We start from the raw sequence: 13,821 nt of genomic DNA, 5'->3' as shown, positions 1-13,821 counted from the left end.
AAAGCCGGGCATTGTAACGGAGTCGCTGGCGTTGGTGAATTCTTCCTGACTTTATGTCAGGCTTGACGGCCATTTTTTCTAGCGGAGCACCGCCATGAGCAACACCTTCGATACTGACGAACAGCGTGTGAGTTACGGCATAGGCCGGCAGATGGGCGACCAGCTCGGCAGCAGCAATATACCGGATCTGAGTATTGATCTGGTGGTCGCTGGCCTGCGTGATGCCTTTACCCAGCAGCCCAGCCAGGTGGATGAAGCCGCGCTGCAGCAGGCCTTTGCCGGCTTGCAGGCGAAGATGCAGGCGGCGGCTGAAGCTACGGCCCGTGAAGCGGGCCAGGCCGGTGTTGAGTTTTTGATCAAGAACGCCGAGCGTGAAGGCGTGATCACTCTGGACTCGGGTCTGCAGTATGAAGTGGTCAATGAAGGCACTGGTGCTACGCCGCAGGCCAGTTCTACCGTGCAGACTCACTACGAAGGTACGCTGATCACCGGTGAAGTGTTCGATAGCTCCTACAAGCGTGGTCAGCCAGCCGAATTCCCCGTCGGTGGCGTGATTGCCGGCTGGACCGAAGCGCTGCAGCTCATGCAGGAAGGCGCGAAATGGCGTTTGTATATTCCGTCCGACCTGGCGTATGGCGCTCGCGCTGCGGGCAGCATTCCGCCGCACAGCACCTTGGTGTTTGATATCGAGTTGTTGAAGGTGCTTTAACCCTGGTTCGCGGCGGGGCCGCCGCTCCCACCTGTAGTGTGTGGTATTTGAGAGGGTGGGAACGGCCGCCGGGCCGCGAAAGGTTGCGGTGAAAAGCAGGAACTCAGTAGGCCCGTTCTACCGCAAAACGCGCGAGCTGTTCCAGCGAGTCCCGGTAAACCGACGGCGGCAGGCTTTGCAATAGCCGTATTGCTTCTTCCGACTGCTCCCGCGCTAGCCGAGACGTATATTCCAGGCCACCGCAATCACGCACAGCCAGTTGAATGGCCTCTATATTGTCAATCCCACCCTTTTGAATAGCCTTGCGCACCAGGGCTGCCTGTTCGGCCGTACCTTCGCGCATGGTGTAGATCAGCGGTAGGGTGGGTTTGCCTTCGGCCAGATCGTCACCCACATTCTTGCCCATCGCCTGCGCATCGCCGTTGTAATCCAATACGTCATCGACCAGTTGAAAGGCGATGCCCAGCGCGTTGCCGTAACCACGCAGGGCTTCTGTTTGCGCAGCTTCGGCGCCAGCCAGCAGTCCGGCACTGTGGGTCGAGGCTTCAAACAGCATCGCCGTTTTGCTGCGGATCACTTCCATATAAGTAGCTTCATCCGTGCTGGCGTCGCGCACCTTGGATAGCTGCAGTACTTCGCCTTCGGCGATGACGTTGGTGGCATTGGCGAGCACGCGCATGATCTGCATGTCGCCGAGCTCAACCATCATTTCGAAAGCGCGGGAATAAAGGAAGTCGCCAACCAGTACGCTGGGCGCATTACCCCAAAGTGAGTTGGCAGTACTGCGGCCACGGCGCTGGTCGGAAATGTCCACCACGTCATCGTGCAGTAGGGTGGCGGTATGCAGGAATTCGATAATCGCTGCCAGGCTGTGCTGACTTGCGTCTTCCAGGCCGCAGGCGCGGGCGCTGAGCAACACCACAAGCGGGCGCAGGCGTTTGCCGCCGGCGCTTATAATGTAGTGGCCGATCTTTTCGACCAGGGGTACCCGGGAATGAAGCTGGCGCATGATGAGCGCATTCACGTCATCGAAGTCCTGGGTGACCGCGTCATAAAAGGGCAGGCTGGACATTAACTGCAAATTCCTCAAAGGTTGCGCGGCATGCTATGTGGCAGGCCCTTGGCTGTCAAGAAAACGGGCTGTTTTCACCGGCTTGGAGCGCGCTGCAGCACGCCTTTCGTGCTGTGTTGGTTGGCAACGGTTAAAGCTTGCGCAGCGCCGCTTCTTTGCGTAGAATTTCCGCCCCTGAAAACCGTATTTACGTGTCTACGTATTTACGTATAAGCAGATTTACAGCATCCCTGTTTTGACAATGGCAAGGTAGGGCCCGATAGGCGGGTCCACTTGCAGCCATGCCGGCCACTAATCATTATACCTAAGCGCCGGGTGAGCAGGATTACGGAGAAAGCATCATGTACGCAGTGATTGTTACCGGTGGTAAGCAGTACAAGGTCACCGAAGGTGAATACCTGAGAGTAGAGAAGCTGGACGTGGAAACCGGTGCCAGCATCGATTTCGACCGCGTGCTGCTGATCGGCAATGGCGACGACATCAGCATCGGTGCGCCGATTGTTGAAGGTGCCAAGGTGACTGCTGAAGTCAGCGCTCATGGCCGTGGCGATAAGATCCGGATCATCAAGTTCCGTCGTCGTAAGCACCACATGAAGCGTCAGGGCCACCGTCAGTGGTACACCGAAATCAAGATTACCGGCATCTCTGCCTAAGCCCATTGAGGAGATAAACACCCATGGCACACAAAAAAGCAGGCGGTTCCACGCGCAACGGTCGCGATTCAGAATCCAAACGCCTTGGCGTTAAAATGTACGGCGGTCAGTCCATCATTCCTGGCAACATCATTGTTCGTCAGCGTGGCACTGAATTCCATCCCGGCAAGAACGTCGGCATGGGCAAGGATCACACCCTGTTTGCTAAAGCGGCTGGCGTGATCAAGTTCGAAGTGAAGGGCAAGTTCGGTCGTCGCTACGTGAATGTCGTAGAAGCCTGATACTACCCTGGTTCGAAAAAGCCCTGTCTGACGACGGGGCTTTTTTGTTTGTCCTTTTTGTAGCAACCTCAATCCATCCCGTAGCGGGAGGGAGCTAGATGAAATTCGTTGATGAAGTATCCATTACGGTCAAGGCCGGCGATGGTGGCAATGGCTGCATGAGCTTTCGCCGGGAGAAGTTCATTCCCAAGGGCGGGCCTGATGGTGGTGATGGTGGTGATGGAGGCTCGATCTATCTCGAAGTAGCCGACAACTACAACACCCTGGTGGACTACCGCTATACCCGTCGCTTCAATGCCAAGCGCGGCGAGAACGGCAGCGGTAAGGATTGCACCGGCAGCAAGGGCGAAGACATGATCCTCCCTGTGCCAATCGGTACCACGGTGATCGACGCCGGTACCCAGGAGATCATTGGTGACCTGACCGAGCCCGGCCAGCGTTTGCTGGTGGCTCAGGGCGGTTTCCATGGCCTGGGTAATACCCGTTACAAGTCCAGCGTCAACCGTGCGCCGCGCCAGACCTCCAATGGCAGTCTGGGTGAGCAGCGCGACCTGAAGCTGGAGCTGAAAGTGCTGGCCGATGTCGGTTTGCTCGGCTTGCCGAACGCGGGCAAGAGTACTTTTATTCGCGCCGTCTCTGCGGCCAAGCCGAAAGTGGCTGATTACCCGTTTACCACCATGGTGCCGAACCTGGGTGTGGTGGATGTGGGTCAGTTGCGCAGCTTTGTGATTGCTGATATTCCCGGTGTGATTGCTGGTGCTGCTGAAGGCGCTGGTTTGGGTACGCGTTTTCTCAAGCACTTGTCGCGCACGCGGTTGCTGCTGCATCTGGTTGATATGGTGCCGCCGGATGGCAGCGATCCGGTGGAGGCGATCGAAACCATTATCCACGAGCTGGGTAAATTCAGCCCGGCCCTGACCCTGCGTGAGCGTTGGTTGGTGCTGAACAAGTGCGATCAACTGCTGGAAGATGAGCAGCAGGCGATGCTGGATGACGTGGTTGAGCGGCTTGAATGGGAGGGTCCGGTATTCGTGATCTCCGCTTCAGAGCACCAGGGCACTGAAGAGCTAGCCAAGGCCGTGATGAACTGGCTCGACGAGCGCAAGCTGCGCATGCTTGACGATGAGGAGTATGCCGCTGAAGTGACTGAACTGGATCAGCGTATCGAGGAAGAGGCTCGCGCGCATATTCAGGAGCTTGACGACCGCAAGGCGCTGCGCAAGCAGGGTCTGTTGAATGATGACGAAGATGAAGATGACGACGAAGATGAGGAAGATGGTCCGGAGATCATCTACGTGCATTGATGTGGTTGTTTGATTCCGTAGTGCGCCGAAGCCGGCGCTCTTGCATGGCATTGCCATTGTGGGAGCGCCGGCTTCGTTGCGAATGGGTTAGAATGCAGTGATTCAACTGACACTTTGCTTCTGGATCGAATATGCGTGACAAGGTAACCAATGCCCGCCGTTGGGTAGTCAAGATTGGTAGTGCGCTGCTCACTGGTGACGGCCGCGGCCTGGATAAGGACGCCATGGCGGTCTGGGTCGAGCAACTGGTCGCTCTGCGCAAGAATGGTGCTGAGCTGGTGCTGGTGTCCTCCGGAGCAGTCGCCGCCGGCATGAGTCGCCTGGGCTGGACCGAGCGGCCGAAGACGATTCACCAGATGCAAGCCGCTGCCGCGATCGGCCAGATGGGGCTGGTGCAGGCCTGGGAATCCAGTTTCCAGGCGCATGGACTGTCCACGGCCCAGGTGCTGCTCACCCACGACGATCTTTCCGACCGCAAGCGCTACCTGAACGCGCGCAGCACTCTGCGTGCATTGTTGGATCTGGGTGTTATCCCGGTGATCAACGAGAATGACACCGTGGTGACCGACGAGATCCGCTTTGGCGACAACGATACGCTTGGCGCGTTGGTGACCAATCTGGTTGAAGCAGATCTGCTGGTGATTCTCACGGATCGTGATGGCTTGTATACCGCCGACCCACGAAATAATCCGCAGGCCGAACTGGTCAAGCAGGCCATGGCGGATGATGCATCACTGGACGCCATGGCCGGTGGCAGTGCTGGCGCGCTAGGTCGCGGCGGCATGCTGACCAAACTGCGTGCAGCGCGCCTGGCGGCACGTTCGGGTGCGGGTACCGTGATTGTAGGTGGGCGTATTGAGCGCGTCATAGAGCGGCTGCAGGCAGGCGAGGAGCTGGGTACCTTGTTGTTGCCCGAGAAGGGCATGCTGGCCGCGCGCAAGCAGTGGCTGGCCGGGCATCTGCAAACCCGCGGGCGCCTGCTGATTGACGAGGGTGCGGTAAAGGCGCTGGCATCTGGGCGTCGGAGCTTGCTGCCGGTGGGTATCAAGGCCGTTGAAGGCAGCTTCCGTCGTGGGGAGATGGTTATTTGTGTCGGCCCGGATGGTCGCGAAGTGGCGCGGGGTCTGGTGAATTACAGTGCGCAGGATGCTGCGCGGATTCTCGGCCAGCCTACGGATGCGGTGGCGAAGATTCTGGGTTATCTGGATGAGCCGGAGATGGTGCATCGGGATAATCTGGTGCTGGTTTAAGTCTGATCGGTGTCTGCGGTGGGTCCTTTCAATGGATCCCCGCGTTCGCGAGGATGACGGGGTGGGGCGAGGATTTGATGCTCGGGGCAGGACTGGGCTGGCGAGGTAGGGGTTAGATGGTTGGAAGGGACTGTCATAAATTTTGTGTTTGGGCATAACATGCATTTAGAGGTGCATTATGCCGAGCCAAAAGAAACCGGCCAGTAAGGCCAAGCAAGACCTGCCAACCATCCCGAATGAACTGATCGACCAGTTCGTTAAAGGTCCGATGACCGCTGAGGCCATTCAGGACGCCTCCATGGCATTCAAAAAAGCCTTGGTTGAGCGTGCGCTGGGAGCCGAACTGGGCCACCACCTTGGTTACCCTCTGGGAGCTGAGCGTCCTGAGGGCTCTAGCAATCAGCGCAACGGCACAAGCAGTAAGACGGTACTAACCGATGACGGCCCACTCGGTCTCGACATCCCGAGGGACCGTGACGGCAGCTTTGCGCCGATTTTGATTCCCAAGCACGAACGGCGTTTCACGGGTTTTGACGATAAGATTATCGCCATGTACGCCCGGGGCATGACGGTGCGTGACATCCGTGCGTTCCTGCTCGAGCAGTACGGCACCGAGGTATCTCACGACTTCATCAGTTCGGTCACCGATGCCGTCATGGAAGAAGTCGGCGCGTGGCAACAGCGGCCTCTGGAGCCAATGTATCCGGTGATCTTCTTTGATGCTCTGCGGGTAAAAATCCGTGACGAAGGCATGGTGCGCAACAAGGCGATCTATCTGGCCTTGGGCGTGCTGCCTGATGGCACTCGCGACATTCTGGGGATCTGGATCGAGAATACTGAAGGCGCAAAATTCTGGCTAAAGGTGTTCAACGACCTACGCAACAGAGGCGTTGAGGATGTTCTGATTGCGGTCACGGACGGCTTAAAGGGTATGCCCGAGGCGCTGAGCGCGGTCTATCCTGAAACGACGTTGCAGACCTGCATCGTTCACCTGATCCGCAACAGTCTCAACTATGCGTCTTGGGACAAGCGGAAAGCGCTGGCCAAGGCGCTGAAACCGATTTATCAGGCACTGAGCGCTGAAGCCGCCGAGCAGGCGTTGAACGAGTTCGAGGCCGGGCCTTGGGGCAAGCAGTACCCAACGGTAGTAGCTGCCTGGCGCAGGGCATGGGACCGGGTAATACCGTTCTTCGTGTTCCCGCAGGCGATACGCAAGGTGATCTACACAACCAATGCCATTGAAAGTATCAACGCCCAGCTGCGCAAGGTGATCAAAACACGCGGGCACTTCCCTAACGATGAAGCCGCAACCAAACTGATCTGGCTGGGCTTACGTAATATCACGGCCAACTGGGGTAAGGCAGCACATGACTGGAAAAGCGCAATGAATCAATTTGCTATCTTGTACGGTGACCGCTTCATCAGGCCAACCTGGTGATGTCCCGGCCTGTCAGGTGACAGGCCTTAACGGCCTGAACACAAAAAAACTGACACCCCCGGTTGGAACGGAGCTTAGACCGCTTGGATTCCCGTCTGCGCGGGAATGACGGCTCTTTCTAAGTCATTCGTGTCCGCATCTCTATCCAGCCAGACCGTGATCCGCGCCCAGCCAGACCGTGATCCGCGCCCAGCACAGTCATTCCGGCCCGCACAGCTATTCCGGTACAGTACGGCCATCCCGGCCCACACCAACATCCTCCTCACGTCATTTCCGCCTGCCTCGTCAGTCTCGCCCCACCTCGTCATTCCCGCCCCTGCACCGTCATTCCCGCGCAGGCGGGAATCCATTCTGAGTCACAGGTGGCCCCGTAGTAGTGCCAGGCCTATAAAGACAATCCAACCCTCAACGCCGGATCCGCCTCGGCCTCAGCTCCCAGCCCGTCTGCCTCTCCCCACCTCGTCATCCTCGCGAAAGCGGGGATCCATTCTTGCTCGCGTACGCCTGCGTGGCATCGCCCAGCCGCATCAGCGCCAGTCCCGTCCAACCCCAAACCCTAAATCTCAGCCACAAAAAAACCGGCTCGTAAGCCGGTTTTTTCTACCACAAGAGAATGCGATCAGGCGGCGGTAGCCATTGCCTTGATGTGCGCATTCAGACGGCTCTTATGACGAGCAGCCTTGTTCTTGGGGATGATGCCCTTGTCAGCCATGCGGTCGATGACCGGCACTGCTGCAGTGTAGGCGGACTGTGCTTTCTCGAGGTCTTTGGCTTCGATAGCCTTGACTACGTTCTTGATATAAGTACGAACCATGGAGCGCAGGCTTGCATTGTGATTGCGGCGCTTCTCGGCCTGCTTGGCGCGTTTCTTGGCTTGAGGTGAGTTGGCCACCGTCGTGCTCCTCAGAAAAAATCGTAATGAATAAGGTACAAATAAGGCCGCGTACTATGCCGCCGAGATACCCTAATGTCAAGGGTTGATAACAGTAGCGGGCAGGTTATGAAAAGCCGCAGGCTGAAGGCCGGAAGCTTGAGGCTTTTAGCGCCTTACTACAAGCCTTTGCTGCGCCAGACCCTCGCCACACGATGGTCGCGGAGGCTATCATCGCGGTTTTATCCGGCGGCCTGATGCATGACTGACTCCACCCCTCCTGCAGCACCTGATCCCAAAGCCCCGACGCTGCTGCGCTCGGGCATGGTTGTGAGCATGATGACTATGCTCTCGCGGGTGCTTGGCATGGTGCGCGATGTGGTGGTGGCAGCCTATTTTGGTTCGCAGTCCGAGGCGGATGCGTTCTTTATCGCGTTCAAGATCCCCAATTTTTTGCGTCGCCTGTTTGCCGAAGGTGCTTTTGCCCAGGCGTTTGTGCCGGTGCTGTCGGAATACCGGACCAAGCGCAGCCTGTCAGACGTAAAACAGTTGGTGGATCGGGTGACCGGTACGCTGGGTTTGACCCTGGTGGCTATTACTGCCGTGGGCGTCGCGGGTGCGCCGGTATTGATCACACTGTTTGCACCGGGCTTTTATGGTGAAACGGAAAAGCTCGCCCTTGCCACCGACATGCTGCGGATTACCTTTCCCTATTTGTTGTTGATATCGCTTACGGCCCTGTGCGGGTCGATCCTTAACAGTTATGGGCGTTTTGCCGTGCCGGCATTCACTCCGGTGCTGCTGAATCTGAGCATGATTGCTGCGACGGTACTGATGACGCCCTATTTCGATCAGCCGATCATGGCGTTGGCCTGGGGCGTATTTATCGCCGGCGTGCTGCAGTTGCTGTTTCAGCTGCCCTTTTTGGCGCAGATCAAGTTGCTGCCGGTGCCGCGGCCGGATCGCAAGCACGAGGGCGTCAAGCGCATCATGACCTTGATGCTGCCGGCATTGTTCGGTGTATCAGTCAGCCAGATCAACTTGCTGTTGGACACGGTGCTGGCTTCGTTCCTGGAAACCGGCAGTATTTCCTGGCTTTATTACGCCGACCGGCTGTCTGAGTTACCGCTGGGCGCCTTTGGTATCGCCATTGGTACCGTGATTCTGCCGGCATTGTCCCGCCAGCACGCCGGGGAAGACCCCAAGGCCTTTGCCGCAACGCTGGACTGGGCAGTGCGCATGGTCATGCTGGTCGGCGTGCCAGCGGCGTTGGCCTTGCTGCTGTTAGCGGAACCGTTGATAGCCACCCTGTTCCATTATGGCGCGATGACCGAGCGTGACGTGGTGCAGGCGGCCGCCGCGTTGCAGGCCTATTCGGTAGGGGTGATGATCTTTATGCTGATCAAGGTGCTGGCGCCCGGTTATTTTGCCCGCCAGGACATCAAGACCCCAGTCAAGATTGCGATCATCTGTATGGTCGTGAATATGGTGCTGAATCTGATCTTTATCTGGCCGCTGGCGCATGTCGGGCTGGCCTTGGCCACTTCCATGGCAGCCATGTTGAATGCCGGGCTGCTGTGGTGGGGCTTGAAGAAAATGGGTGTTTATCAGGCGCAACCTGGCTGGCCGCTATTTGCGCTCAGATTGGTAACCGCCTGTGCCGCCATGTCCGCAGTGGTCATCTGGATGGTCCCTGAGACCGAGCAGTGGTTTGCCTGGGGCTGGCAGAACAAGGTCTGGGAGATGACCTTGCTGGTGGTGGCGGGCATCGGCGTGTTTGTCGCTACTTTGCTGGGAACTGGCATGCGCATGCGGCATTTGCGCCACGGCTAAACTGGCGTGATGCAGGCTGGATTAACTCGGCGTCCGCGCATGACGCGCGAGCCGCTAACCCTGTATACTTGCGCGTTTCGACCCTTTAAGCCAAGCATCGAGCATTATGGAACTGGTCCGCGGCATACAGAATCTGCGGCCCCGGCATCGGGGCTGCGTGGCGACAATTGGCAACTTCGATGGCGTGCATGCCGGGCATCAGGCGATTCTCAAGCGTCTGCGTGCTGACTCTGCACGCATGAATCTGCCCGGCTGTGTCGTCATATTCGAACCCCAGCCACGCGAATACTTTTCGCCGGGTGATGCACCGCCGCGCCTGACGCGCCTGCGGGACAAACTCGCGCTGCTTGAGGCGCAAGGTGTCGACCGGGTGTTGTGCTTATCATTCAACCGGCGGTTGCGCGAAATGAGCGCCGAGCAGTTCGTGCAACAGATACTGATCGATGGCCTTGGCGTAAAGCATCTTGAGGTGGGTGACGACTTCCGTTTCGGTTGTGATCGCTCTGGCGATTTTGCCTTTCTGCAGGGTAGCGGTGAGCGCCATGGTTTTACGGTGGAGGCTGCCAACACTGTCGCTGAAAGTGGCGAACGGATCAGCAGCACCCGCGTGCGTCAGGTACTGGCTGAGGGCGATTTTTCCCTGGCTGAACGTCTGTTAGGCCGGCCTTTCAGTATCAGCGGTCGGGTGCTGCATGGCCAGAAGCTGGGCCGCCAGTTGGGAGCACCCACTGCCAATGTCCAGCTCAAACGTCTGAGAGCGCCGCTGCAGGGCGTGTATCGCGTCAGTGTCGAGCTGGATGGCGTAATGCAGAAGGGCGTGGCCAATATTGGCTCTCGGCCAACGGTCGATGGCGACGGTCAGGCCCATCTGGAAGTGCATTTACTGGATTTTGACGGCGACCTTTATGGTCGGCGAATTACCGTGGTGTTCCACGAAAAATTGCGCGATGAACAGCGATTCGATTCGCTGGACGCGCTGAAGGCGGCGATCAAGGCAGATTTTGCTGCCGCCCGAGCCCAATGGGGCCTGTGACTCCAATCAAGTGAGCCTGGAAAGAAGATGACTGATTACAAAGCGACGCTGAACCTGCCGGAAACCGCCTTCCCGATGAAGGCCGGTCTACCCACCCGTGAACCGGAAACCCTCAAGCGCCTGGACAGCATCAACCTCTACCAGAAGATTCGCGAGATCAGCCGCGGCCGGCCGAGCTTCGTCCTGCACGACGGCCCGCCCTATGCCAACGGTGATATTCACATTGGCCACGCGGTGAACAAGATCCTCAAGGACATGATCACCCGTTCCAAGACCCTCTCTGGTTTTGACGCCCCATACGTGCCGGGTTGGGACTGCCATGGCCTGCCTATCGAGCACAAGATCGAGGTCACCCACGGCAAGAACCTGGAGCCGGGCAAAACCCGTGAGCTGAGCCGTGCCTACGCCGCCAAGCAGATTGAAGGTCAGAAGGCCGACTTTATTCGCCTGGGCGTGCTTGGCGAATGGGACAACCCGTACAAGAGCATGGACTTTGCCAACGAGGCGGGAGAAATCCGCGTACTCGGCAAGCTGGTCGAGAAGGGCTTTGTGTTCAAGGGCCTGAAGCCGGTCAACTGGTGTTTTGATTGCGGCTCAGCCCTGGCTGAAGCCGAGGTGGAATACGCCGACAAGCAGTCGCCCACTATCGATGTCGGCTTTCCCTGTGCAGAGCCGGAGAAGCTGGCCTCCGCCTTTGATCTGAATGAGTTGCCCAAGCAGGCGCAAATGGTCATCTGGACCACCACGCCCTGGACTATCCCCGCCAACCAGGCGCTGAACGTTCATCCGGAATTCAACTACGCGCTGGTTGATGTCGGCGATCGCCTGCTGGTGCTGGCCGAAGAGCTGGTCGAAAGCTGCCTGGCGCGCTATGGCCGCACCGGCGAAATCATTGCGCGCACCACCGGCGATCGCCTGGAGCTGATCAATTTCCGTCATCCTTTCTATGATCGCTTATCGCCGGTTTATCTGGCTGATTACGTCGAGCTGGGCGCGGGCACGGGTATCGTGCATTCGGCGCCGGCCTATGGCGTCGACGACTTTCATACCTGCAAGCGTTACGGCATGGTGAATGATGACATCCTCAGCCCAGTGCAAGGCAATGGCGTCTACGCCGACACTCTGGAGTTTTTTGGCGGTCAGTTTATCTGGAAGGCCAACCCCAATGTGGTGGCCAAGCTGGAGGAGGTCGGTTGCCTGCTGGCGCACGAACAGGTCAGCCACAGTTACATGCATTGCTGGCGCCACAAGACGCCGGTGATCTACCGTGCCACCGCTCAGTGGTTTATCGGCATGGACACCCAGCCGCACGAAGGCTTGCCGCTGCGTCAGCGTGCGCTGGCAGCGATTGAAGAAACCGAATTCGTCCCGGCCTGGGGCAAACAGCGCCTGCATAACATGATTGCCGGTCGGCCGGACTGGTGTATCTCCCGTCAGCGCACCTGGGGCGTACCAATTCCGCTGTTTCTGCACAAGCAGACCGGCGAACTGCATCCGCGCACGGCCGAACTGGTCGAGCAGGTAGCGCTGCGTGTGGAGCAGGGCGGTATTGAGGCCTGGTCCGCGATGGACGCCAGCGAGCTGCTGGGCGCGGAAGCAGATCAGTACGACAAGATCAGCGACACCCTGGACGTGTGGTTCGATTCCGGCACCACGCACCTGCACGTCATGCGCGGCTCGCACCCTATGGGCCATGAGCAAGGTCCGCGGGCGGATCTGTATCTGGAAGGCTCTGATCAGCATCGTGGCTGGTTCCATTCTTCGCTGCTGACGGGTGCCGCTACCGATGGCCACGCACCTTACAAGGGTCTGCTGACCCACGGATTTGTGGTCGACGAGAACGGCCGCAAGATGTCCAAGTCGCTGGGTAACGTGGTCGCGCCGCAGGAAATCAATAACAGCCTGGGGGCTGACATCCTGCGTTTGTGGGTGTCCTCGACCGACTACTCCGGCGAGATGGCGGTATCCAAAGTCATTCTGCAGCGCAGTGCCGACGCCTACCGGCGTATCCGCAACACCGCGCGCTTCCTGCTCTCGAACCTGAATGGTTTCGATCCCAAGGAACATCTGCTGGCGCCTGAGCAAATGCTGGATCTGGACCGCTGGGCTGTCGACCGTGCTTTGTTGCTGCAACAGGAAATCATTGAAGCCTACGACACCTACAAGTTCTGGAACGTGTACCAGAAGGTGCATAACTTCTGCGTGCAGGAGCTGGGCGGTTTCTATCTGGATATCATCAAGGATCGTCAATACACCACCGGCGCAGACAGCACCGCGCGGCGTTCCTGCCAGACTGCGATGTATCACATCGCCGAAGCACTGACGCGCTGGATCGCGCCGATTCTGTCGTTCACCGCAGAGGAATTCTGGCAGTACCTGCCGGGTGAGCGCGGTGATTCGGTCATGCTGACCACTTGGTACGACGGGCTTACTGCGCTGCCGGAAGGCATCGAGCTGGATCGTGCCTATTGGGATGAGGTCATGGCGGTCAAGGTTGCGGTCAACCGTGAGCTGGAAAATCAGCGTAATGCCAAGGTGATTGGTGGCAACCTGCAGGCCGAAGTGACCTTGCATGCGGATGAATCCCTGACTCAAACGCTGGCCAAGCTCGGCGACGAGCTGCGTTTTGTATTGATTACTTCCCAGGCCGGTCTTGCGCCACTGACGCAGGCCGGATCAGACTGTGTTGATACCGAACTGCCTGGCCTGAAGCTTAAAATCGTCAAGTCGACCCACGCCAAGTGCGCGCGCTGCTGGCACTTCCGTGCGGACGTCGGCTCGCACCCCGAGCATCCGGAGATCTGCGGTCGCTGTGTAGACAACATCCAGGGGCCGGGCGAGGTGCGCAAGCATGCCTGATCTGCGTAACGGTAGTCTCCGCTGGCTGCTCTTGTCGGCACTGATCATCGGCCTGGATCTGTTGAGTAAATGGTTTGCCGAGGCCAACCTGCAGATGTACCAGCAGGTGCCGGTGATTGATGGTCTGTTCAGCTTTACTTTGGCTTACAACCCCGGTGCCGCTTTCAGCTTTCTGGCCAATGCTGGCGGCTGGCAGCGCTGGTTCTTTGTTGCCATCGCCGTAGGCGTAAGCGGCATGCTGATCGTCTGGCTCGCGCGGCTGCCACGGCAGAAGATCATGGAGCCGTTGGCGCTGGCGCTGATTCTGGGCGGTGCCTTGGGCAATCTGTACGACCGAATTGTGCATGGTCATGTGGTGGATTTTATTCTGGTGCATTGGCAGCAAAGCTGGTTTTTCCCAGCCTTCAATATCGCCGACAGCGCCATCACCGTCGGTGCCGCGCTGTTGATTCTGGACATGTTTTTTGGTGGCAAGAACAAGGCTGAGGCCGACGCCAAAGTTGGCTGAGAATGCCGCG

Annotated in this window: 12 protein-coding genes; 10 read left to right on the top strand and 2 right to left on the bottom strand. The window is 58.3% G+C overall.

Features of this window, described 5'->3' with window-relative positions; all coding sequences use genetic code 11:
- Nucleotides 1-94 precede the first annotated feature (94 nt).
- A complete protein-coding gene (locus tag EAO82_RS17930) occupies nt 95-709 on the top strand; it encodes an FKBP-type peptidyl-prolyl cis-trans isomerase (protein ID WP_096345157.1) in 615 nt (204 codons plus the stop codon).
- 103 nt (nt 710-812) lie between these two features.
- Here the strand turns inward: EAO82_RS17930 and EAO82_RS17925 are convergent, their stop codons facing one another.
- Nucleotides 813-1,781 carry a polyprenyl synthetase family protein gene (locus EAO82_RS17925; protein ID WP_096345156.1) on the bottom strand — a complete coding sequence of 323 codons (969 nt, stop codon included), beginning with the start codon at nt 1,779-1,781 and terminating at the stop codon, nt 813-815.
- Nucleotides 1,782-2,122: 341 nt separating this feature from the next.
- Here EAO82_RS17925 and rplU point away from each other — a divergent pair, with 341 nt between their 5' ends.
- The 5 genes from rplU to EAO82_RS17900 all read left to right on the top strand — a co-directional run bounded on the left by rplU (nt 2,123) and on the right by EAO82_RS17900 (nt 6,707).
- Complete coding sequence (gene rplU / locus EAO82_RS17920; protein WP_096345155.1) at nt 2,123-2,434, top strand: 50S ribosomal protein L21; 312 nt, start codon at nt 2,123-2,125, stop codon at nt 2,432-2,434.
- 23 nt (nt 2,435-2,457) lie between these two features.
- Nucleotides 2,458-2,715: a 50S ribosomal protein L27 gene (gene rpmA, locus EAO82_RS17915; RefSeq protein WP_096345154.1), complete on the top strand. Its 258-nt coding sequence runs from the start codon at nt 2,458-2,460 to the stop codon at nt 2,713-2,715.
- Between the two features lie 98 nt (nt 2,716-2,813).
- A complete protein-coding gene (gene cgtA, locus EAO82_RS17910; protein WP_096345153.1) occupies nt 2,814-4,019 on the top strand; it encodes an Obg family GTPase CgtA in 1,206 nt (401 codons plus the stop codon).
- A 131-nt stretch (nt 4,020-4,150) separates the two neighbouring features.
- A complete protein-coding gene (proB, locus tag EAO82_RS17905; protein ID WP_096345152.1) occupies nt 4,151-5,269 on the top strand; it encodes a glutamate 5-kinase in 1,119 nt (372 codons plus the stop codon).
- A 178-nt stretch (nt 5,270-5,447) separates the two neighbouring features.
- Entirely contained in the window at nt 5,448-6,707 is a 1,260-nt protein-coding gene (locus tag EAO82_RS17900; RefSeq protein WP_096345151.1) for an IS256 family transposase, read from the top strand.
- A gap of 619 nt (nt 6,708-7,326) precedes the next feature.
- Here the strand turns inward: EAO82_RS17900 and rpsT are convergent.
- Nucleotides 7,327-7,599, bottom strand: coding sequence for a 30S ribosomal protein S20 (gene rpsT, locus EAO82_RS17895; RefSeq protein ID WP_022964853.1), 273 nt, complete (start codon nt 7,597-7,599; stop codon nt 7,327-7,329).
- 240 nt (nt 7,600-7,839) lie between these two features.
- Between rpsT and murJ the strand changes: the two genes are divergently transcribed.
- The 4 genes from murJ to lspA all read left to right on the top strand — a co-directional run bounded on the left by murJ (nt 7,840) and on the right by lspA (nt 13,811).
- Nucleotides 7,840-9,411, top strand: a complete 1,572-nt coding sequence (gene murJ / locus EAO82_RS17890; RefSeq protein WP_096345149.1) for a murein biosynthesis integral membrane protein MurJ — start codon at nt 7,840-7,842, stop codon at nt 9,409-9,411.
- Nucleotides 9,412-9,517: 106 nt separating this feature from the next.
- Complete coding sequence (ribF, locus tag EAO82_RS17885) at nt 9,518-10,444, top strand: bifunctional riboflavin kinase/FAD synthetase (RefSeq protein ID WP_096345148.1); 927 nt, start codon at nt 9,518-9,520, stop codon at nt 10,442-10,444.
- A gap of 27 nt (nt 10,445-10,471) precedes the next feature.
- Entirely contained in the window at nt 10,472-13,303 is a 2,832-nt protein-coding gene (ileS, locus tag EAO82_RS17880) for an isoleucine--tRNA ligase (protein ID WP_096345147.1), read from the top strand.
- Complete coding sequence (gene lspA, locus EAO82_RS17875) at nt 13,296-13,811, top strand: signal peptidase II (protein ID WP_096345146.1); 516 nt, start codon at nt 13,296-13,298, stop codon at nt 13,809-13,811. The genes ileS and lspA overlap by 8 nt, the downstream gene beginning before the upstream one ends.
- The last annotated feature ends 10 nt before the right edge of the window (nt 13,812-13,821 follow it).

This window comes from Halopseudomonas pelagia (genome assembly GCF_009497895.1).
In the GTDB taxonomy this organism is placed as follows: Bacteria; Pseudomonadota; Gammaproteobacteria; order Pseudomonadales; family Pseudomonadaceae; genus Halopseudomonas; species Halopseudomonas pelagia_A.
Note: the sequence above shows the minus strand (reverse complement) of the source record. Positions and strands in the feature narration are given on the sequence as shown.

Excerpts from the sequence above, each read along its gene's own strand:
- cgtA (WP_096345153.1), top strand. The coding sequence starts at position 2,814 with ATGAAATTCGTTGATGAAGTATCCATTACGGTCAAGGCCGGCGATGGT.
- murJ (WP_096345149.1), top strand. The coding sequence starts at position 7,840 with ATGACTGACTCCACCCCTCCTGCAGCACCTGATCCCAAAGCCCCGACG.
- lspA (WP_096345146.1), top strand. The coding sequence starts at position 13,296 with ATGCCTGATCTGCGTAACGGTAGTCTCCGCTGGCTGCTCTTGTCGGCA.
- EAO82_RS17930 (WP_096345157.1), top strand. The coding sequence starts at position 95 with ATGAGCAACACCTTCGATACTGACGAACAGCGTGTGAGTTACGGCATA.
- EAO82_RS17925 (WP_096345156.1), bottom strand. The coding sequence starts at position 1,781 with ATGTCCAGCCTGCCCTTTTATGACGCGGTCACCCAGGACTTCGATGAC.
- rplU (WP_096345155.1), top strand. The coding sequence starts at position 2,123 with ATGTACGCAGTGATTGTTACCGGTGGTAAGCAGTACAAGGTCACCGAA.
- ribF (WP_096345148.1), top strand. The coding sequence starts at position 9,518 with ATGGAACTGGTCCGCGGCATACAGAATCTGCGGCCCCGGCATCGGGGC.
- rpmA (WP_096345154.1), top strand. The coding sequence starts at position 2,458 with ATGGCACACAAAAAAGCAGGCGGTTCCACGCGCAACGGTCGCGATTCA.
- proB (WP_096345152.1), top strand. The coding sequence starts at position 4,151 with ATGCGTGACAAGGTAACCAATGCCCGCCGTTGGGTAGTCAAGATTGGT.
- ileS (WP_096345147.1), top strand. The coding sequence starts at position 10,472 with ATGACTGATTACAAAGCGACGCTGAACCTGCCGGAAACCGCCTTCCCG.
- EAO82_RS17900 (WP_096345151.1), top strand. The coding sequence starts at position 5,448 with ATGCCGAGCCAAAAGAAACCGGCCAGTAAGGCCAAGCAAGACCTGCCA.